This window comes from Bradyrhizobium aeschynomenes, assembly GCF_013178945.1.
In the GTDB taxonomy this organism is placed as follows: Bacteria; Pseudomonadota; Alphaproteobacteria; order Rhizobiales; family Xanthobacteraceae; genus Bradyrhizobium; species Bradyrhizobium aeschynomenes.
The window spans coordinates 13,722-34,186 of sequence record NZ_JABFDM010000007.1 but is presented as its reverse complement, the minus strand read 5'-3'; the positions used below and the strand labels follow the sequence as shown (position 1 = coordinate 34,186).

The window sequence follows — 20,465 nt, the reverse complement described above, 5'->3', positions numbered from 1 at the left end:
TGCCGCGCCTCACCTGCCAGCGACGGCTTTACCCTTCCTTGACCATGATGGCGGGCGGCGATGACCGGCTGCGTGCCGGTAAGACGGCTTGCAATCCGTTCGGGCAAGACTGCCGGCTGTGAAAACGAACACCCCGGCCCCAGCAAGTCCATGACCGCGACGTCATCCGCAGCCACCCATCAGACGCATGACCGGCGCGCGGTCGTGATCGCGCTGATCGCGCTCGTGCTCTACAACGCCGCCTATCTCGTCAGCTGGGCGCTGTCGTCGCCGCAGCCGGCGTTCGGCGATTTCTTCGGGCTGTGGTCGTTCGGCAAGTTCGCAGCGCTCTCCGGCGCGGGCATCTACGATCCGGTCGCGCTCGCCCGCTATCAGCAGACGCTGGATCCGGCGCTCGGCGGCGGCGGGTTTCCCTATCCGTATCCGCCGACCTTCCTGGTCGCACTGATTCCACTGGGCCTGCTGGCGCTGCCGGTGGCCTATGTCTGCTGGATCTCGGTCACGTTCGCGCTGTATGGGCTGGCGACGCTCGGCCGCAACTGGCGCTCCCTGGACGGTCTGGCGCTGCTCGCGGCACCCACCACGCTGATCAACGCCATCACCGGCCAGAACGGCTTTCTGTCTGCAGCGCTGCTGATCGGCGGGCTGCGGCTGCTCGCGAGTCATCCCATCATCGCCGGCGCCCTGCTCGGCCTGCTCGCCTACAAGCCGCAATTCGTGCTGCTGATGCCGGTCGTGCTGCTGGCCTCGCGGAGCTGGCGCGCCATTGTGTCGGCCGTCGCCACGACCGTCATCGTTGCGGTCGTCACCAGTGCGGCGCTCGATCCCTGGATCTGGCTGCAGTGGGTCATGAAATTCCCGGACTATCAGGCGCAGCTCGGGGCCAACCAGGCCAGCCTCGATCACATGATGCCCACGGTCATCGCCGGCCTGCACGCGCTCGGCGCTCCGCCGCCGGTCGGCATCACGGTCCAGCTGGTGTTGTCCTGCGCCATCGTCGCGCTGGTCTGGGCTGCCTGGCGGCGCGGCATCACGAATCGGGCGATCGCGCTGGTCGCGGTCGGCAGCATCATCGCCACGCCCTATGCCATGATCTACGACCTGCCGATGGTGGCGGCCGGCATCGCGATCCATTGGAAGGCGCGGGTCGATGCGGGTGAGCCGATTGCTACGCTGGAGATCGGCCTCGTGATCGCGCTGGGCGTTTGCCTGCTCGCGATGATCGGACACACGGTCCCGCTTGCGGCAGCGCTCCTGCTGGTGCTGCTGGTGCTCAGCATTGCCGGCGTCTTCGACCGCTCCGCCCGGACCGTGGCCGCGCTGAACGTCGCGCCGCCGGCACCAGGCTGATCGCGCCCGGTGCCGGAGGGGTGGCGGCGGCCGTCGGTTGCCGCATCTGCCCCTCTTGTCCGTCGCTCGCCGGGCGAGGGCAGCGCCGAGTCGTCATCGGCGAGAAGGGCCCGAGCCCGCTCAATCCAGCTTCGCCTCCATGCCGCGCTTGACGGCGGGGCGGGCCATCAGCGCGTCGTACCAGCGCTTGACGTGGGGGAAGTCGGCGAGGTCGACCTTGTGGCGCGGATGTCGCCAGGCCCAGCCGAGGATGGCGAAATCCGCGATCGAGAGCGCGCCGGCCACGAATTCGTGGGAGGCGAGGCGGCGGTCGAGCACGCCATAGAGCCTGACGGTCTCGGCCATGTAGCGCTTCAGGCCGTAGGCGCGGTCCTGCTCATTCTCCAGCGCGATGAAATGATGCACCTGGCCGGGCATCGGGCCGAAGCCGCCCATCTGCCACATCAGCCATTCATAGACCGGGACCCGTTCGGCAAGCGGTTTCGGCAGGAACTGGCCGGTCTTCTCCGCCAGGTAGAGCAGGATCGCGCCGGACTCGAACACGCTGACCGGCTTGCCTTCGGGCCCCTCGGGATCGACGATCGCCGGGATCTTGTTGTTGGGGCTGATCGCGAGAAACTCCGGCGCCATCTGGGCGCCCTTGGTGATGTCGACCGGGATGACGCGGTAGGGCAGCCCCATCTCCTCCAGCGCGACCGAGATCTTGCGGCCGTTGGGGGTGTTCCAGGTGTGCAGCTCGATCGTCATGGCGGGGCGTCCTTCCAAATGTCCTTGCTTGGTCCGTCGCTTCCCATTAGCTCGAAACTGCGCGGCGTTCCAAACGTACCGTTGTTGATGGGACATCCTGGTGGCTGGCCTCGGCCGCCCGAGCCCGATAGATTGCGCCACCCGAGAATTCACCCAAGAATCGACCCTCAGGGGAAAACGCCGTGTCCAAATCCGCCTCCCGCGCCCGCCTCCTCGAGATCATCCGCAGGCGCTCGTTCGGCCGTGGCGAGGTCACGCTGGCCTCCGGCCGCAAGAGCGATTTCTACTTCAACCTGAAGCCGACCATGATGGACCCGGAGGGCGCCACCCTGCTCGCCGAGCTGACCTATGAGGCGCTGAAGGACGAGGGCTACGACTATATCGGCGGGCTGGAGATGGGCGCGGTGCCGCTGGCCGGCGCGATTGCGCAGATCTCCTGGATCAAGGGCCATCCGATTGCGGCGTTCTTCGTGCGCAAGAAGCCGAAGGAGCATGGCGCCAAGCTTGCCATCGAGGGCCTGACCCGCGATGAGACCCTGGCTGGAAAACGCATCGTGGTGGTCGAGGACGTCACCACGACCGGCGGCTCGGCGATGAAGGCGGTGGAAGCCCTGCGCGAGGCCGGCGCCGAGGTATCGCTGGTGTTCACGATGGTCGACCGCGAGGAAGGTGCCGCCGAGGCTTTCGCCGAGGCCGGCCTGCCGTTCCAGGCACTGTACAAAGCCCGCGAGTTCCTCTGACAGTTGCTCGCGAGCCGACTTTCGTCGTCCCGCGCACACCGCTCATTTACCAACGCCCATTAAGGTTACCGTAAAGCTGATGGCGCCATGCCGTGGGCATGGCCGGCTCGTTCGCGCATGATCGGCGCGGATTCGCCGCCTCGGACAGACCTTTGCGGTGAGAGATGGAGTGGGCGTTGCGTCACGTGTTGTCGTTTCGGCGGGGGCCCCGCCGCGTCGCCGTCGCGACCATGATCGGCATGGCGGCCTCGCTCGTGCTGGCGCCGCAGATGGCGTCGGCCCAGGGCCTATTCGATTTCCTGTTCGGCGGTTTCAACAAGCCGCAAGCGCAACGGCCGGCGGCGCAAGGCGGCTTCTTCGCGGATCCGTTCGGCAGCAATCCGCAGGTGCCGGCGCAGCCGCGCGTGTCGAGCGGATCGGGTGCGGCGTTCTGCGTGCGTACCTGCGACGGGCGCTACTTCCCGCTGACGCGCGGCCTGGCCTCGCCGGCGCAGATGTGCCAGGCGTTCTGCCCGGCCAGCGCGACCAAGATCTACTACGGCTCCAATATCGACTATGCGACGGCGGCCAATGGCGAGCGCTATGCCGACAGCGAGACCGCGTTCGCCTACCGCCAGGCGCTGCGCGCCGACTGCACCTGCAACGGCCGCGACCCGGCCGGGCTGGCACCGGTCGACCTGTCGCTCGACACCTCGCTGCGGCCCGGCGACATCGTCGCCACGGCCGACGGACTGGTGGCCTATTCGGGCAGCCGCGGCAGTGGCGGGCAGCCGGCCGATTTCAAGCCGGTCGCGTCCTATCCGGGACTGAACTCCGATACGCGGGCGCGGCTGAGCGAGATGAAGGTGGCGCCGGTGCGCGCCGAGATGCTGGCCGCCGATGCGTTGGCCGCCATGCCGCCGCCCGAGGCCCATGCCGGCAATGTCAGCGTCGCGCCGCCGATGACCATCGCACCGAAGCCGGGCCGCGCCAAACGCGCAGATGTGGACTGAGCTTTAGCCCTCGTCACTGCGAGCGAAGCAATCCGGGGTTCTCGCGCCGCCCCTGGATCGCTTCGCTCGCAATGACGATCATACCGGCTAGCGTCCGACGATCACGCCGATCACGTTTGGCGCCTCGAGATATTTATCCTCGATCGCCGCGCGCGCGGCCGCACGGTTGTCCGGCGTCAGCAGGCCGCGCTTCTCGGCCAGGATCATCCAGCAGAAGCCCCACCAGTCGCTCAGCATGCCCTCGTCATCGACCAGGTCGTAGCCCTGCTCGGCGGCGAAGATGCGCGCCCGCGCCTCGTCCAGGCCGTCGAGAAAGGTGTGATCGGTGGCCGAGAACAGGTCGTCCGAGATGTCGTCGGTGGTGTAGCCCCAGACCGACATGCACACCGCGTTGAACGCGCGGTCGATCTGGTCGTCGTCGACAGCGCGCCGCCGCGCCGTCTTGTGCAGCCGCGTCAAGCTGCGCGCGAAATCGGCAATGCGGGTGAGGGCCAGGGGATCGAAGGCGACGGTGGACATGGTGTCCTCGCGAGATGCTCTGATGCCGGAGCTTTGGGTGTCGGGCGGATCGAATCGCCACAGGGATAACAATCACTTGCTAAATTGTTCTTAATTTGTTCTGTTGGGAAAAGAAAGCTAATTTTGGTCGTCCTGGCCTCCGAGCCGGGACCCATATCCACCGCAGCCGCTTGGTTCGTGCACGATGAGCCACACGTGGACGTGGACGGTTTACATCCTTGCAAGCGGCCACCACGGTACGCTGTACGTCGGCGTGACCAATGATATGAGGAAGCGCCTCGAAGACCACCGCGCCGGACGAGGCTCCAAGTTCGTCAGCAGATACAAGGTTATTCGTCTGGTTCACGTCGAGCGCTTCGCCAGCCCGCTAGAGGCCATCGCCCGCGAAAAGCAGCTGAAGAACTGGCATCGCGATTGGAAGGTTGAGCTGATCGAAAAGGTAACCCCGATTGGAGCGACTTGTCGGGCCTCATCTTCGGCAGGTGAGTCTGGATCCCGGCTTTCGCCGGGATGACGATGTGGAGGGTCCTTCGGCCTCACTACGGATTTGCGCCGTTCTGGCGCGTTCCAACTCCGGAACCCGGCCCGAACCTTGCATCATTTTCCGTCACCTTGCTGTGCGGACCAGCCTTTCCCCGGGTTTCGGACCGCGCGCAACCATCGTATGCTTTTACCGGTTCCACGTAGCATCACAGGTTTCAAGGTGACAGATCAGCCGTCCCAGCGCAGCTTCGTAAGCACCGGCCAGCCCGTCGACGAATTGGCCGTCGCCGAGATCAAGAGCGACATCCTGGCCAAGCTTCGCCTCACCATCGGCAAGGAAGCGAGCCAGGCGACGCAGCAGGACTGGTATCACGCCGCGGCGCTGACCTTGCGCGACCGCATCGTGCATCGCTGGCTGACGGCGGACAAGGAGAGCTACGACGCCGGGCGCAAGCGCGTCTATTATCTCAGCCTCGAATTCCTGATCGGCCGGCTGTTCACCGACGCGCTCAACAACATGGGCCTGATGAAGGTGTTCGAGACCGCGCTCGGCGATCTCGGCGTCGGCCTGATGGATTTGCGCAAATGCGAACCGGACGCCGCGCTCGGCAATGGCGGCCTGGGGCGGCTGGCGGCGTGCTTCATGGAGAGCATGTCGACATTGCAGATCCCGGCGATCGGCTACGGCATCCGCTATGATTTCGGCCTGTTCCGCCAGGTGATCGTCGACGGCTGGCAGCACGAATATCCCGACGTCTGGCTGTCGTTCGGCAACCCCTGGGAATTCCAGCGCCCCGAAGTGGTCTATCACGTCCATTTCGGCGGCGGCGTCGAGCATGTCGACGACAAGGGCCGCGACCGCGCGATCTGGCATCCCGGCGAGACCGTGCAGGCGGTGGCCTATGACACGCCGATCGTCGGCTGGCGCGGCCAGCATGTGAACGCGCTCAGACTGTGGTCGGCGCGCTCGCCCGATCCGCTCAAGCTCGACGTGTTCAATTCCGGCGACTATCTCGGCGCCTCGGCCGAGGAGGCGCGCGCCGAGTCGATCTGCAAGTTCCTGTATCCGAACGACGAAAGCCCGGCCGGACGCGAGCTGCGGCTGCGGCAGGAATATTTCTTCGTCTCGGCCTCGCTCCAGGACCTCATCAAGCGCCATCTCGGCTCCGACGGCCAATTGCGCAGCCTGTCGCAAAAGGCGGCGGTGCAGCTCAACGACACGCATCCCTCGCTCGCCGTGGCCGAGTTGATGCGCATCCTGGTCGACCTGCACAATTTCCGCTGGGACGAGGCCTGGAAGATCACCGTCGCCACCCTGTCCTACACCAACCACACGCTGCTGCCCGAGGCGCTGGAGACCTGGCCGGTCGAATTGTTCGAGCGGCTGTTGCCGCGCCATCTCGAGATCATCTACCGCATCAATGCGCAGCATCTGGCGCTCGCCGAGCAGCGCGCGCCCGGCGACATCGACTATCGCGCCTCGGTGTCCTTGATCGACGAGAAGAGCGGCCGCCGCGTGCGCATGGGGCAGCTCGCCTTCGTCGGCTCGCATCGCATCAACGGCGTCTCCGCGATGCATTCGGACCTGATGAAGGAGACCGTGTTCCACGACCTCAACCATCTCTATTCCGGCCGCATCACCAACAAGACCAACGGCATCACCTTCCGCCGCTGGCTGACCCTCGCGAACCCGAAGCTGACGAGCCTGTTGTGCGAGGCCTGCGGCGACGCCATCGTCGATGATCCGACCTTGCTGACGAGCCTGGAAAGCTACGTCGCGGACTCGAGCTTCCACCAGAAGTTCCGCGCCGTGAAGCACCACAACAAGGTGCAGTTGGCACGCCTGATCGGCGAGCGCATGAACGTGCGGCTCGATCCGAGCGCGCTGTTCGACGTGCAGATCAAGCGCATCCACGAATACAAGCGGCAGCTCCTGAACATCCTCGAGGCGGTGGCGCTGTATCTGGACATCAAGGACGATCCGCAGGCCAACTGGGTGCCGCGGGTGAAGATCTTCGCGGGCAAGGCGGCGGCGAGCTATCGCTACGCCAAGCTGATCATCAAGCTGATCAACGACGTCGCGGAGGTCGTCAACAACGATCCCGCGATCGGCGGCAAGCTGAAGGTCGTGTTCATGGCCGACTACAATGTCAGCCTGGCGGAAACGATCATTCCGGCCGCCGATCTCTCCGAGCAGATCTCGACGGCCGGCATGGAGGCGTCCGGCACCGGCAACATGAAGCTGGCGCTGAACGGCGCGATCACCATCGGCACGCTGGACGGCGCCAACATCGAGATCCGCGACAATGTCGGGACCGACAACATCGCGATCTTCGGCATGGAGGCCGGCGACGTCATGCTCCGCCGCCAGCAGGGCCTCGACGCCACCGACATCATCCGCCGCTCGCCGCGGCTGGCGCGCGCGATCGATGCGATCGCCTCCGGGCTGTTCTCGCCGGGCGAGCCGGGCCGGTTCGAGCCGATCGCGCATGCGCTGCGTCACCTCGACCACTACATGGTGTCGGCCGATTTCGATTCCTATTACGAGGCCCAGCGCGGCGTCGACGCGCGCTGGCAGACCACTCCGGCCTGGACCCGCGCCTCGATCCTCAACGTCGCCCGCATGGCGTGGTTCTCCTCCGACCGCACCATCCGGGAATATGCCGACGACATCTGGAACGTGCCGGTCGGGCCGGTCGTGGCACCGGCGCATGCGCAGCGGGCGTAAGGGTTCGTCGCGGTTCGTCAACGACCTGTGACGTCATTGCCGACGCCGCAGATTGCCTTTGACCTGACGAGCATCATACGATGATCGTCAGGAGGAACGCATGACCGAGACGCCACCAGCCCATCTGTTCGACGAGGCCACCCGCGTCACTGCCGGCGACAGCCGCTGGCAGGGCCGCACCAGCCCGGACTACTGGGCCTTCGTCGGCCCGTTCGGCGGGGTCACCGCGGCGACCGTGCTGCGCGCCTTGATCCAGCATCCGCAGATCGCCGGCGATCCGCTGGCGGTGACGGTCAACTACTGCGCGCCGATCGCGGAAGGGCCGTTCGATCTCGACGTGCGGCTGGTGAAGGCCAACCGCTCATCGCAGCATTGGTGTGTCGAGTTGAGCCAGGGCGATGCGAATGCCGCGACCCTGGCGACCGCCGTGTTCGCCGAGCGGCGGCCCTCCTGGTCGCACCAGCCGGCCGTCAAGCCGGACGCACCGCCATTCGATCAGGTGAAGCGCCATCCCGATGCCGGCATGTCCTGGACCAAACAGTACGATTTCCGCTTCGTGGAAGGCCGCCCGGAGTTCGGCAGCCGCTCGGATGCACCGCGCAGCGCCTACTCACGGCTATGGATCTCGGACAGCAAGCCGCGCAAGCTCGATTGCCTGTCGGTGCTGTCGATGTCGGACGCGTTCTTCGGCCGCGCCTTCCACGTCCGCGGCGAGTTGATCCCGTTCGGCACGGTGTCGCTGACGACCTATTTCCATGTCAGCCGCGAGGAGCTCGCGGCCGAGGACATCACCCATGTGCTGGCGACGGCCGATGCCAAGGTGTTCAACCGCAGCTATCAGGACCAGCATGGCGAGCTGTGGTCGCCGTCCGGCCAACTGCTCGCGACGACGACGCAAATCGCGTATTTCAAGGCGTGAAGGCCCAAGGCGCTTCTACAATCTCGGTGTCGTCCCGGCCTTGAGCCGGGACCCATCACCACCGTCCGTCGTTTGGCGAAAGCTTGAGCGACCGCCTGCTTCAACCACGTTGTCCTGTGGTTATGGGTCCCGGCGTTCGCCGGGACGACGGCGGTGGGTGTAGCGCCACCTCGACCAATCATGCATCGGTCAGGCGAAAAGGGGCAGCCGCAGCGCGGCTGACCCTTGAGCTTGCAGAGCCCTACTCCGCCGCGAGCTTCACGTCCGGCGCGGCGGCGCGGACGTCGGCGTCGACCTGGGCTTCGAACTTGGCGAAGTTCTTCTGGAACATGCCGACCAGCGCGCGGGCGGTCTTGTCGAACTCGGCCTTGTCCTTCCAGGTGTTGACCGGATCGAGGATCTCGCTCGGCACGCCCGGCAGCGCGGTCGGCACCGCGAAGCCGAAATACTTGTCGGTGCGGAATTCGACGTTGCGAAGCGAGCCGTCGAGCGCCGCGGTGAGCAGCGCGCGCGTCACCTTGATCGGCATGCGCGAGCCCGTGCCGTACTTGCCGCCGGTCCAGCCGGTGTTGACCAGCCAGCAGTCGACATTGTGGTCGGCGATCAGCTGCCGCAGCATGTTGCCATAGACGGAAGGATCGAGCGGCAGGAACGGCGAGCCGAAGCAGGTCGAGAACTCCGGCTGCGGCTCGTTGCCGAGGCCGCGCTCGGTGCCGGCGACCTTGGCGGTGTAGCCGGACAGGAAGTGATACATCGCCTGCGCCGGCGACAGCTTTGCGATCGGCGGCAGCACGCCGAAGGCGTCGGCGGCGAGCATCACGACGTTCTTCGGATGCGGCGCGCGCCCGGTGCGCGAGGCGTTCGGGATGTAGTCGAGCGGATAGGCCGAGCGGGTGTTCTCGGTCTTCGAGCCGTCGTCGAAATCGGGGACGCGCGTGTCTTCGTCGAGGACCACGTTCTCCAGCACGGCGCCGAAGCGGGTCGAGGCCGCGTAGATCTGCGGCTCGGCGTCCTGCGACAGCTTGATGCATTTGGCGTAGCAGCCGCCCTCGAAATTGAACACGCCGGACGGACCCCAGCCATGCTCGTCGTCGCCGATCAAGGTGCGGTTCGGATCGGCCGACAGCGTGGTCTTGCCGGTGCCGGACAGGCCGAAGAAGATCGCGGTGTCACCCTTCGGGCCGACATTGGCCGAGCAGTGCATCGGCATCACGCCACGCTCGGGCAGATAGTAGTTGAGCGTCGTGAACACGCTCTTCTTCATCTCGCCGGCATAATAGGACCCGCCGATCAGGACGATCTTGCGGGCGAAATCGATGGCGACGACGTTCTGCGAGCGCACGCCGTGACGCGAGGGGTCAGCGCGGAAGCTCGGCATGTCGATGATCGTCAGCTCTGGCACGAAGGTGTCGAGCTCGATCGTCTCGGGACGGATCAGCAGCGTGCGGATGAACAGCGAGTGCCAGGCCAGCTCGGTGAAGACGCGGGTCTTGATCCGGAAGCTCGGATCGGCGCCGCCATAGAGATCCTGCGCGAACAGGCTCTTGCCCTCGGCGTGCTTGATGAAATCCTGATACAGCGCCTCGAACTGCTCGGGCGTGATCGCCTGATTGCCGGCCCACCACATCTTCTCGGTGGAGGCGTCGCGCACCGTGAACTTGTCCTTCGGGCTGCGGCCGGTGAACTCGCCAGTATCCGCGCACAGCGCCCCATCGGCAGACAGCACCGCCTCGCCCGCCGCCAGCGAATATTGATAGAGCTGGGGAGCGCCGAGATTCCAATGCAGCTGCTTGAGATTCTTTAGGCCGAACTTGTCGGCACCGAAGGCACCGTTGCGAATACCCGTCTCTTGCACGAAGATCCCTCCTGAGAGCCCGCATCAGTTGCGCGCAATTCGGCGCAGTGCGCGGTGACCGTTACCGTTTACATCGCCTTATCCAAGCGCGGTCGCCGACCTAATAATGATCAACGCCGGTCTTGCCAAGACGATCCGACTGAATTGGTTATTGCCAAAGGCTGATGCACGTAGCTCATTTCTGACGGGCGCCTGCTTATCGGAGCGGCACAGCGCCGGTCCTGCACTCATGCTGCAACGCAACAGATATATCAGTGCACTTCGGTTTCGCCGAGAAGCACGAACGGCGCCCAAACCGAAGGATCCGCGTTGGCCGGCGAAGATCGATCATCGAGCAAGGCCAGCATGGCCTGCCGCAGCGCCTCGCTGCGACCCATGGCCGGACGGTCCTTGAGCCGGCGGAATGTATCGCTCATCAGCCGTGTCGCCGCGGCCGAATCGACCGCCCAATGCGTCACCAGCAGGGCGCGCGCGCCGGCGTAGAAGAATGCCCGGGCAAGGCCCGACAACGCTTCCGCGCCCGGCCGGTCGCCTGCAATCGTGTTGCAGGCCGACAGCACGACGAACTCCGCATTGAGCTTCAGCTGCGCGACCTCGCTGGCCGTGAGCAGGCCGTCGTCCAACGTCGACGGCACGGCAGGCAGGCTCAGTGCCAGCGACGGCTCGGCGACCCCCTTGACGTCGCCGGCCACGAGACCATGCGTCGCGAAATAGACGATCCGGTAGTCCGAAAGCGCCGCTCGCTTCACCGTGGTCTCGCTGGCGTTGCTGCCGAGGTGGACGTCAGTGGATGCAACGCCGAGATCGCCCGCCACGGCCCTGAGCTCATCGGCCGTGTCCGGCAGTTGCGGGAGAGCGCGCGCGAGCTGGGCACGGTCGACCCCGGCACCGCGCCAGAAATCGGTGTAGGCAAGCGTTGCGATGTTGCGCGCGGCCTGCTTGCCGGCGCTGCCGCGAGAGGTCCCCGCAAGCGATGGATCGAAGACGGGGTCGCCGAAGCCGATCATCGGCCTGCTGCCGCGATCGGCGCGGGGCGTGCCGCGCAGCGCCTTGAGGCTGCCGAGTGAAGGCAGCACCGCCACCGCGTGCCGCCGCAGCAGCCACGCCGCATCGCGGTAACCGGTCACAGGATCGGGAATGGCGGCGGCCGACGGCTCAGTCACCAGCAGATGGAACGGCAGCGCGGTCAGCGCACCCGCCGGTACGATCAGCAGGCTGCGTTTGTCTGCCGTCAGCGCTTCGACCGGCGCGAGCAGCGCGGTGTAGAGCTCGGCGGCCACGGCAAGGTCGAACGCCGCGCCTTCCGCCGCAGCGCCGGGCGCAAGACCGCGGCGAAATCGCATGACATCGCGCGCGAGCGCGTCGGCGCCGCGCGGGATCTGCCGCCAGTCGAAGCGGTCGCGCGTGACCGCCAGGACGAAAGCACCCTGCTCCATGATTGCGAACGCGACCAGCGCCTCATCCTCCGCGAGCAGCGGCCGGATGTCGGCGAGCCTGAGCGGCAACGGATTCGACAGCGCCGCAAAATCCGGAAACTCCCGTGCCAGCATGGCGCGCAGACCGGCACGCTCCGCCGCAACCGTTGCAAGCCGCGCCTTGTCGCGCTTCTCGGCTGCCAGATCGCGCTGTCCGGCCGGGCGCGACACCGCGGCGATCGCGTTTCTATCGAGCGTCTCGCTCTCGGCGGCGAGGTCCTGATCCTTGCGCACCAGCTCGGCGAGTCTGTCATTGCCGGCGGCGAGACGGACGGCGAGCTTGTCGACCGCCGCGGCGGCCTGCGATTGCGCGCCACGCTGGATCACATCGATCGCATCGTCAAACGCCTTCTCCGCGGGCAGCGCGCCGGCGCGGCCGGCCGCAAACAGCACGGGGAGCGCCACCTTCGGCTGGGCCTGCCCGCGGTCAACGGCCCGCGCGACCAGCGGCAGCGCGTCCGGAATGCGCCCCGCGGACTGATACAATCCCGCAAGATTGTTCAACGCCGTGACGGCATCAGGGTGATTCGGCCCCAGCGCGCGCTCACGGATCACGAGCGCGCGGGCAAACAGCGTCTCGGCCTCGTCATAGCGCTGCTGCCGCTGCTTCAGATCAGCAAGATTGTTCAGCGAGCGGGCGACATCGGGATGATCGGCGCCGAGCAACTTGTCGCGAATGGCGAGGGACTGCCGGATCAGCGGCTCGGCCTGGTCGAAGCGCCCGTCGCTCTTGGTAAGCTGGCCGAGATTGTTGAGCAGGGTGGCAACCGGAGCGCTGTCGTTGCCGGCAGCCTTGCGGTAGATCGCCAACGCACGTTTGAACAGCGGCTCGGCGTCGGCATGGCGGTCCTGCCGTTCGTAGAGCGTGGCGAGATTGTTGAGTGACTGGCCGACGTCGGGATGCGTTGCACCGAGACCCTTCTCGCGGATCGCCAGCGCGCGCACGAACAACGGCTCGGCCTCTGCATAGCGCTGCTGGCGCTGATACAGCGCCGCGAGATTGTTCAGCGCGGGCGCGATCTCGACGCTGTCGAGCCCCAGTGCGGTCTCGTAGAGAGCCATCGCGCGCTTGTAGGCGGGCTCAGCCTCCGCATCGCGGCCGAGCGAGGCCAGGGTCTGGCCGAGGTTGGTGAGAGCCGCCGCGAGATCGCGCTTGTTCGAGGTCGCCTCGAGCCGCGCGACCATGGCTTGCGCCAACGGCAAGGCCTCGCGGTATTTGCCGGCGCGGCTGAGCGCGATGATGCGGCCGCTCTCCGCGGCAAGATCGCCTTTTTGGGCGAGAGCCGGATGGAGCAGCGCGCTCGTAAGAAGCACGGCTCCGATCGCGATTGCCACGCGCTTGCAGGACGGCATGCTCAGAAACTCCGCCAAAGACGGAGATTAAGTCGCCGCGGCGCGCAGTGGCGTTCAAAGCGCGGATCTTCGTCAGCCCCCGTTTGGGCGACCTGTCTCGTCTTGATGCGGCCGGTCAATCACCTATGACGCTCCACATATCGCGCTCGTCTGTATCCATTCGTGGCCGGGCCTGTCCCAGGCATGACGGAACAGCTGATCGGCAGGACTTGGTGCCGCGAGCGTCCCTGTCCCATCCGTTCCAGCGCGAGCGGGGCTCGTCGCCCCCGTGAGAAGCGAACAAAGGAGGCGCACCGCATTTGCGACGCGACACCAACTCAAACGGAAGCGGCACTCAAACTAATTAGCTGCCGGCTTTCGCCCTCGCCTCGTCCGCCAGCCGCACCAGCATCTTGCGCAGGCCGCCTGGCGTGGTGACGCGCTCGGGAAAATCCAGCCGCAACGTCCTGCCGTCAGCCATCAGATCCAGACCGTCGGGATCACAGCCGCTGCAGCGCCACTCCGCGGACTCCGCACCGAGCAGCTTCGTTGCATAGAGCCCGAGCGCGTCGCGATGATCTTCGTTCATGTGCTCGACGGCGCCCTGCTCGGCTGCGAGCAGCTCGGCGGCGTCGGAGATGTCGGTGAGAAACTGCTCGGGCTTGAGATCGACGATGCGGCCGAATCCTGCAACGAGATGCGTGCCTGCGGCGCGAATGACGAAGAACGAGAAGTCGGCGAAATCGGCGTAGTCGGCAGCCGACGGATGCGCATTGAGATACCGACGACGCAGCGTCTCGCGATCCTCATCAGTCGCCTGCTCGGCTTTTCCCGACAGCATGATCCGCGCACCTTCGAGCGGATCACCCGGCGCACGTTCATCGAGCATCAGCGACACGCGCGAATCGGCAAGTACATTCTTCGTGTGCACGGCGAGGCGCGAGATGAGAATGATCGGAGCACCATCCGGCGCGGTGGCGACGTTCACCAGCGAGCAATAAGGATCACCTGAGCCGGTCATCAAGGTTGCGAGTGCCCCCTGACGGCTTCGGCGCAGCAGGGAACGCGTGACGCGGTTAGGGTTAAAGCTCGCAGGCATCGTCTTTCCCTCGTCCATTCTGTTGCAATGAAGGCCGTTTTTCGGCTAAACGGGCCACAAACTTGGGCGGGGCACAAGACTTTGCCATGGTATTTGTGGAACTCGGTCACACTTCAGCCCAGCTTGCATTGCTCGTTGACCATGTTCGAAGCCCAAATACGCGGCCCTTATCTTGATTCTCGCAGTCTCGGCGTAACCAGACTCTGAAAGCAGGCTCATGCCCACAATCGCCTTGGTCGATGACGACCGTAACATTCTGACATCCGTCTCGATCGCGCTCGAGGCCGAAGGCTATCGCATCATGACCTACACCGATGGTGCGTCGGCGCTGGACGGTTTCCGGACGAGCCAGCCCGACCTGGCCATCCTCGACATCAAGATGCCGCGCATGGACGGCATGGAGACGCTGCGGCGGCTGCGGCAGAAGTCCGACCTGCCCGTAATCTTCCTGACGTCCAAGGACGAGGAGATCGACGAGCTGTTCGGCCTGAAGATGGGTGCGGACGACTTCATCCGCAAACCGTTCTCGCAGCGCCTCCTCGTCGAGCGCGTCAAGGCCGTGCTGCGCCGCTCGCAGCCCAAGGATCCGACGGCGCTGCCGAAGGAAAACGACGCCAAGGCGCTCGACCGCGGCCTGCTGCGCATGGACCCCGAGCGGCATACCTGCACCTGGAAGAACGAGCCGGTCACGCTGACGGTCACCGAGTTCCTGATCCTGCAGGCGCTGGCGCAGCGTCCGGGCGTGGTCAAGAGCCGCAACGCCCTGATGGACGCGGCCTATGACGACCAGGTCTATGTCGACGACCGCACCATCGACAGCCACATCAAGCGGCTGCGCAAGAAGTTCAAGATGGTCGACGAGGAGTTCGAGATGATCGAGACCCTCTACGGCGTCGGCTATCGCTTCAAGGAAACCTGACGCATCGACGGGAGCGACGTCATGCGAAATTGCGCGCTGACGTCGCACCGGGGATTGGGTAGACTGCGACGCCTGCGCATTGTTTGAAGCGCAGATGCCGGAACGGGGCCTTTGTTGCAGCGATCGTGTTGCGGCGACTATTGGTGCGGCGAATTTGACGTTCTGAACGAGCCCGCCGCACGTCACCACGCCGCAAACGCCTTGCGACATTCGGAATCGGAGCACTCACATTGCTCGATCGTACGCATCCTGACCCCGGACTGAACGCCGAGGACGCCGCAGCGTCCGCCGCTTCCGAGGTGACCGATGAGAGCCCGCGGGTGTCAGGCTGGCAGCGCCCGCTGAGCTGGCTGCGCCGCGCCGGACAGTTCCTGTTCGCGCTGTCGTTCTCGAGCCTGACCCGGCGCATCGTCTCGCTGAACATCGCTGGCCTGCTCGCACTGGTTGCAAGCATTCTCTACCTCTCGCAGTTCCGCGCCGGCCTGATCGATGCGCGCGCGCAGAGCCTGCTGGTGCAGGCCGAAATCATCGCCGGCGCGATCGCGGCCTCGGCGACGGTGCAGACCAACACCATCACCATCGATCCGGAGCGGCTGCTCGATCTCAAGCCCGGCGAGAGCTACGGCGCGCCGGACGAATATTCGCCGCTCGATTTTCCGATCAATCCGGAACGCGTCGCACCGGTGCTGCGTACGCTGATCTCGCCGACCAAGACGCGCGCCCGAATCTACGATCCGAACGGCGGCCTGCTGCTCGACAGCCGCAATCTCGAGAACGTGCTGCGCTTCGACCTGCCGCCGCCGTCGAGCGAGAAGCCGGGCTTCGTCGAGCGCGCGCTGATCTCGGTGCGCACCTGGCTCAATCGCGGCGACCTGCCGCTGTACCGCGAATACGGCCCGGAGAACGGCAACGGCTATGAGGAAGTCTCGGACGCGCTGAAGGGCCAGAAGCGCAGCATGGTACGGGTCAACTCGCGCGGCGAGGTGATCGTCTCGGTTGCGGTGTCGGTGCAGCGCTCGCGCACGATCCACGGCGCGCTGATGTTGTCGACGCAGGGCGACGACATCGACCAGATGGTGACCGCCGAGCGCCTCGCCATCCTGAAGGTCGGCGGCGTGGCCTCCGCGGTCATGATCGTGCTGTCGCTGCTGCTCGCCAGCACCATCGCCGGCCCCGTGCGCCGGCTGGCCGACAGCGCCGAGCGCGTCCGCCGCCGCATCAAGACCCGCGTCGAGATCCCCGACTTCACCCGCCGCCGCGACGAGATCGGCCATCTCTCCGGCGCGCTGCGCGACATGACGGATGCGCTCTACAACCGCATCGAGGCGATCGAGATGTTCGCCGCCGACGTCGCCCACGAGTTGAAGAATCCGCTGACCTCGCTGCGCTCCGCCGTGGAGACCCTGCCGCTGGCGCGCAACGACAACAGCCGCGCCCGCCTGCTCGCGGTCATCGAGCACGACGTCAAGCGGCTCGACCGGCTGATCTCCGACATATCCGACGCCAGCCGGCTCGACGCCGAGTTGCAGCGCCAGGACATGACACTGGTCGATCTGCGCCGGCTCCTGAACACGCTGACCTCGGTCGCCAACGAGACCAAGCTCGGCACCGACGTCGCCGTGGAGGTCCGCTTCGAAGGCCGCGGGGTCAACGACACCTTCTCGGTGCCGGGCCATGATTCGCGACTTGGCCAGGTCATCTCGAACCTGCTGTCGAACGCGCAGTCGTTCTCGGCGGCCGGCGGCAAGGTCCGCATCACCTGCCGGCGCGTGCGCTCCGAGATCGAGATCACGGTCGACGACGACGGCCCGGGCATTCGCGAGGACGCCCTGCAGCGGATCTTCGAGCGCTTCTACACCGACCGGCCGCACCAGGGCTTCGGCCAGAATTCGGGCCTGGGCCTGTCGATCTCCAAGCAGATCATCGATGCCCATGGCGGGCGGATCTGGGCCGAGAACCGGCCCGGGCCTGTCGATGCCGAGGGCAATCCGACCTCCGCCGGGGCCCGCTTCATCGTCCGGCTGCCGGCGTCGTGACCGCCGCAGCGGCGAGCGTCCATGCGTCTGCCGTCAAAGTCGGCGATCGCGCCGTGCTGATCCGCGGTCCCTCGGGCGCCGGCAAGTCGCGCCTGGCGTTCGACCTGATTCTGGCCGGGCGCGCCGGGCAGATCCCGCCGGCCGTTCTGGTCGGAGACGACCGTGTTCATCTCGCCACACGTGGCGGAGAAATGTGGGTCAGCCCCGCCCCTGCCCTGGCCGGCCTGCTCGAGATTCGCGGCCTCGGTATCCGTGCCTGCGACTTCGTGTCCGAGGCGCCCATAGGTCTCATTGTCGATTTGATGGCCGATGATGCAGAGCGGCTTCCGCCGCCGGATGCGCTGCGCTGGAACGAAAACGGTATCGAATTGCCGCGAATACCCGTGGGCCAGGGATACGCGCCCCTGCCGCTGGTTGTAGCCGCTCTGACCACGACCAAGAGTTCATGACCCGGTAATCTTTCGGCCAATTGTGTGAAGCGAATTGGTAACCATATCACCCCCACTATCGCGACCCGATAGACCGTCGCCAGCTCCCCCGCCCCTACCTCTGAATCCGGGAGAATCGCGAATATGCCCTCTTGCGCGGGGGCTCCGGATGGTCAAAGTGGCGCGTTCGTGCGGTGCACCCAAGGCGCCCGCGAGGAGTATCCGATGATTGGCCTGGTACTGGTGACCCATGGGCGCCTCGCCGACGAGTTCAGGGCGGCGCTCGAACACGTCATGGGTCCTCAAAAACAAATCGAAGCGGTCACGATTGGCGCCGACGATGATTCCGATCTCTGTCGCAGCGACATCATCGAAGCCGTGAACCGTGTGGACACCGGCGACGGCGTCGCCATCCTCACCGACATGTTCGGCGGCACGCCGTCGAATCTTGCGATCTCCTGCATGAGCCGGCCCAAGGTCGAGGTGCTCGCGGGCATCAACCTGCCCATGCTGGTCAAGCTCGCCAAGGTCCGCGAGGAACGCTCGCTGCCCGACGCCATCGCGATGGCGCAGGAGGCGGGACGCAAATACGTCACCATCGCAAGCCGGGTGCTTGCCGGCAAATGAGCGACGAGGACGACGCGCAGGACAACGTCGCCGGCCCGGCCGTTCCTGCCGGAGCCATCTCGCGAGAGCTGCTGATCACCAACAAGCGCGGCCTGCATGCGCGGGCGTCGGCGAAGTTCGTGCAGATGGTCGAGAAGTTCCAGGCCGAGGTCTGGGTGACCCGCGGCGGCGAGACCGTCGGCGGCCGCTCGATCATGGGCCTGATGATGCTGGCCGCGGCTCCGGGGACGAAGATCCTGGTGTCGGCCACCGGCCCCGAGGCCGAGGCCGCTTTGCAGGCGATCACTGATCTGGTGAACGACAAGTTCCACGAAGAAGGCGTGTGACCCCCTTAGCGGGTCCGTCATTCCGGGACGCGCCTCGTCAGAGGCGCGGGCCCGGAACCATAATCACAGGCGGTTGGACTCGGTATCGGACGACCCTGCCCACACACGGGCCTGTGGTTATGGATTCCGGGCTCAGCCCTTCGGGCTGCCCCGGAATGCCGGCCTCCATTGGGGCAGCAGGCGCGTCACCACGACGTCCGCTACGTCCCCGGCCCCTGAATATACACCTTCCAAACGATTGCAGGGCCCGCCTGGCCATGGAAGAAGCGCTGGGTCGTCATGACCAGCGGCTCGGCCTTGGGGGCCTCCTTGGCCATCCAGGCCTCGCAGGCGGCGATGCGGTTGTCGGTGGTGTCGCAGACGCCGATGAAGCCCTCGCGCTTGAGGTCGTCCAGCGTGCTCAGCCCCGAGCTCCAGGTCTCCTCGGCCGTATAGGGCACCGTGAACGGGCGGGGGTGATCCGGGCTGTAGAAGGTCATCGGCGTGTTCATCTCGGAATAGCCGGCGACCAGCGGCCAGGGCGAGCCGAAACGGGCGTGCCAAGCCTTGGTCAATTCCCGCGCCAGCTCCGACCGCCCGCCATAGCCGGTGGCGCCGTTCGGATTGGCGGCCATTTCACGGTGGGCGATCCACGGTGAAGCCGCCAGCGTGAGCAGCGACAGCACCAGCCAGATGGCGGCGAGCCGGGGCAGCATCGTCAGCCGCAGCCGCAAGGCGGGAATTGCGACCAGCGCCAGCGGCACCAGAAAGAACAGCGAGATGCCCCAATCGGTCTTCATGTAGATCGTGAAAGCGAGGCCGCCGAGCGGCGGGCCGACGGCAACGATCGACTGCACCAGCCAGACATTGATCGCCTGGCTCACATTGACGCCCGGATTTGGCCCGCGCCGCCAATTGCGGAACGCGAAGCGCGGCGGCCAGGCCAGGACCAGGGCCGCAAGCGCCACCGGCAGAGCGAGCAGCGCCAGATTGTGACCGACATAGCCGACGACGAGCGCGGCGGCGCGCCCCCGGTCCGACAGCGTATAGACGTCGCCGGCATAGGTGATGGCGACGAAGTCGACGCTCCACAGCCAGGCCAGATGCGGAATCATCGCGACCAGCATCGTGGCGATCGCGACCCAGGGCGCCGGCGAGGCCAGGAAGCGCAGCCGCTCGGGATGCAGCAGTGCCGCAAGGCCGATCGCACCGATCATGGTCAGCACCCAATATTTCGTCATCAGCGCGGCGGCGCCGGCGAGGCCGAGCCAGATGCCGGCGACGACGCTACGCTTCTCGAAGGCGTGCAGATAGGCCAGCACCAGCAGCGGCAGGGTCAGCAGCTGGACCAGATCGGCGTTGTACTTGAAGCCCTTGAAATTGAAGATCGGATACAGCGCGACCATCACCACGACGAAGAACGCCCGGCGGCGGTCGACGACCTTCAGGCTCGCGAACCAGACGCCGATCAGGCCGCTGCCGTTCACGGCCATCGCCAGCGCATAGGTCGACCAGTCCTTGACCGGAAACACCGAGAACCACAGCCCGGCGATCCAGCCCGACAGCGGCGGATGCTTGCCGTAGCCGAGCAGGAAGCGGCTGCCCCAGGCATAGGCCTCGGCGACGTCCATGTGAACGTCCTGCGCGGCCTTCAGATTGGTCAGGATCGCCGTCCACAGCACGACATGCGCAAGAACGAAGGCGATGACGACCCAGACCGACGTCGCCGGCGCGGTGGCGCGCACCGCCAGCCAGGCGGCCAGACGCTGCGGTCCGAGGCGGTTGCGCGGGCGGGCCGCCTGATGCGGCAGAGAGGTACTCGACATCCGCCCTCGGTAGCCTGTTTTCGAGCCACGGGGAATCAGCTTGGCGTGAAGAAAGGCCCTGGAAATTCAGCAATATGGTTGCTGG

Annotated in this window: 16 protein-coding genes and 1 pseudogene; 11 read left to right on the top strand and 6 right to left on the bottom strand. The window is 66.0% G+C overall.

All coding sequences use genetic code 11. The features are described 5' to 3' along the window. Positions 1–150: 150 nt before the first annotated feature. A complete protein-coding gene (locus HL666_RS20635; RefSeq protein WP_172183302.1) occupies positions 151–1,350 on the top strand; it encodes a glycosyltransferase family 87 protein in 1,200 nt (399 codons plus the stop codon). A gap of 120 nt (positions 1,351–1,470) precedes the next feature. Here HL666_RS20635 and HL666_RS20630 read toward each other — a convergent pair whose 3' ends face one another. Then, the gene (locus HL666_RS20630) at positions 1,471–2,097 is read right to left on the bottom strand and encodes a glutathione S-transferase family protein (RefSeq protein WP_172111667.1); all 627 of its coding nucleotides are present in this window, start codon (positions 2,095–2,097) and stop codon (positions 1,471–1,473) included. A 182-nt stretch (positions 2,098–2,279) separates the two neighbouring features. Here HL666_RS20630 and pyrE point away from each other — a divergent pair, with 182 nt between their 5' ends. Continuing rightward, positions 2,280–2,837 (top strand): orotate phosphoribosyltransferase, encoded by a 558-nt coding sequence (pyrE, locus tag HL666_RS20625; protein ID WP_172111668.1) that lies wholly within the window; start codon positions 2,280–2,282, stop codon positions 2,835–2,837. 176 nt (positions 2,838–3,013) lie between these two features. After that, positions 3,014–3,829: a DUF2865 domain-containing protein gene (locus HL666_RS20620; protein WP_172183300.1), complete on the top strand. Its 816-nt coding sequence runs from the start codon at positions 3,014–3,016 to the stop codon at positions 3,827–3,829. Between the two features lie 87 nt (positions 3,830–3,916). Here HL666_RS20620 and HL666_RS20615 read toward each other — a convergent pair whose 3' ends face one another. Beyond that, complete coding sequence (locus tag HL666_RS20615; RefSeq protein WP_172111670.1) at positions 3,917–4,348, bottom strand: hypothetical protein; 432 nt, start codon at positions 4,346–4,348, stop codon at positions 3,917–3,919. A gap of 184 nt (positions 4,349–4,532) precedes the next feature. Here HL666_RS20615 and HL666_RS20610 point away from each other — a divergent pair. The 3 genes and pseudogenes from HL666_RS20610 to HL666_RS20600 all read left to right on the top strand — a co-directional run bounded on the left by HL666_RS20610 (position 4,533) and on the right by HL666_RS20600 (position 8,478). Then, a pseudogene (locus HL666_RS20610) lies at positions 4,533–4,834 on the top strand (GIY-YIG nuclease family protein). A gap of 217 nt (positions 4,835–5,051) precedes the next feature. Further along, positions 5,052–7,559, top strand: coding sequence for a glycogen/starch/alpha-glucan phosphorylase (locus HL666_RS20605; protein WP_172111671.1), 2,508 nt, complete (start codon positions 5,052–5,054; stop codon positions 7,557–7,559). Between the two features lie 100 nt (positions 7,560–7,659). Next, on the top strand, positions 7,660–8,478 hold the full coding sequence (locus HL666_RS20600) for an acyl-CoA thioesterase (protein ID WP_172111672.1): 819 nt from the start codon (positions 7,660–7,662) through the stop codon (positions 8,476–8,478). Positions 8,479–8,719: 241 nt separating this feature from the next. Here HL666_RS20600 and HL666_RS20595 read toward each other — a convergent pair whose 3' ends face one another. The 3 genes from HL666_RS20595 to HL666_RS20585 form a co-directional block, all read right to left on the bottom strand. Then, the gene (locus tag HL666_RS20595) at positions 8,720–10,333 is read right to left on the bottom strand and encodes a phosphoenolpyruvate carboxykinase (RefSeq protein ID WP_172183298.1); all 1,614 of its coding nucleotides are present in this window, start codon (positions 10,331–10,333) and stop codon (positions 8,720–8,722) included. Positions 10,334–10,584: 251 nt separating this feature from the next. Next, on the bottom strand, positions 10,585–13,161 hold the full coding sequence (locus tag HL666_RS20590; protein WP_172111674.1) for a CHAT domain-containing tetratricopeptide repeat protein: 2,577 nt from the start codon (positions 13,159–13,161) through the stop codon (positions 10,585–10,587). A gap of 343 nt (positions 13,162–13,504) precedes the next feature. After that, the gene (locus tag HL666_RS20585) at positions 13,505–14,239 is read right to left on the bottom strand and encodes a HugZ family pyridoxamine 5'-phosphate oxidase (RefSeq protein ID WP_172111675.1); all 735 of its coding nucleotides are present in this window, start codon (positions 14,237–14,239) and stop codon (positions 13,505–13,507) included. Between the two features lie 217 nt (positions 14,240–14,456). Between HL666_RS20585 and HL666_RS20580 the strand changes: the two genes are divergently transcribed. The 5 genes from HL666_RS20580 (at position 14,457) to HL666_RS20560 (ending at position 18,575) form a co-directional block, all read left to right on the top strand. After that, a complete protein-coding gene (locus tag HL666_RS20580; RefSeq protein WP_006611449.1) occupies positions 14,457–15,158 on the top strand; it encodes a response regulator transcription factor in 702 nt (233 codons plus the stop codon). Between the two features lie 230 nt (positions 15,159–15,388). Beyond that, positions 15,389–17,194, top strand: coding sequence for a sensor histidine kinase (locus HL666_RS20575; protein ID WP_172111676.1), 1,806 nt, complete (start codon positions 15,389–15,391; stop codon positions 17,192–17,194). Further along, complete coding sequence (locus HL666_RS20570; protein ID WP_172183296.1) at positions 17,191–17,643, top strand: HPr kinase/phosphorylase; 453 nt, start codon at positions 17,191–17,193, stop codon at positions 17,641–17,643. The genes HL666_RS20575 and HL666_RS20570 overlap by 4 nt, the downstream gene beginning before the upstream one ends. Positions 17,644–17,847: 204 nt before the next feature. Continuing rightward, the gene (locus HL666_RS20565) at positions 17,848–18,249 is read left to right on the top strand and encodes a PTS sugar transporter subunit IIA (RefSeq protein ID WP_006611446.1); all 402 of its coding nucleotides are present in this window, start codon (positions 17,848–17,850) and stop codon (positions 18,247–18,249) included. Next, on the top strand, positions 18,246–18,575 hold the full coding sequence (locus HL666_RS20560; protein WP_172111678.1) for an HPr family phosphocarrier protein: 330 nt from the start codon (positions 18,246–18,248) through the stop codon (positions 18,573–18,575). Before HL666_RS20565 ends, HL666_RS20560 begins: the two co-directional genes overlap by 4 nt. Positions 18,576–18,775: 200 nt before the next feature. Here the strand turns inward: HL666_RS20560 and HL666_RS20555 are convergent, their stop codons facing one another. After that, entirely contained in the window at positions 18,776–20,380 is a 1,605-nt protein-coding gene (locus HL666_RS20555) for a glycosyltransferase family 39 protein (protein ID WP_172183294.1), read from the bottom strand. Between the last annotated feature and the right edge of the window lie 85 nt (positions 20,381–20,465).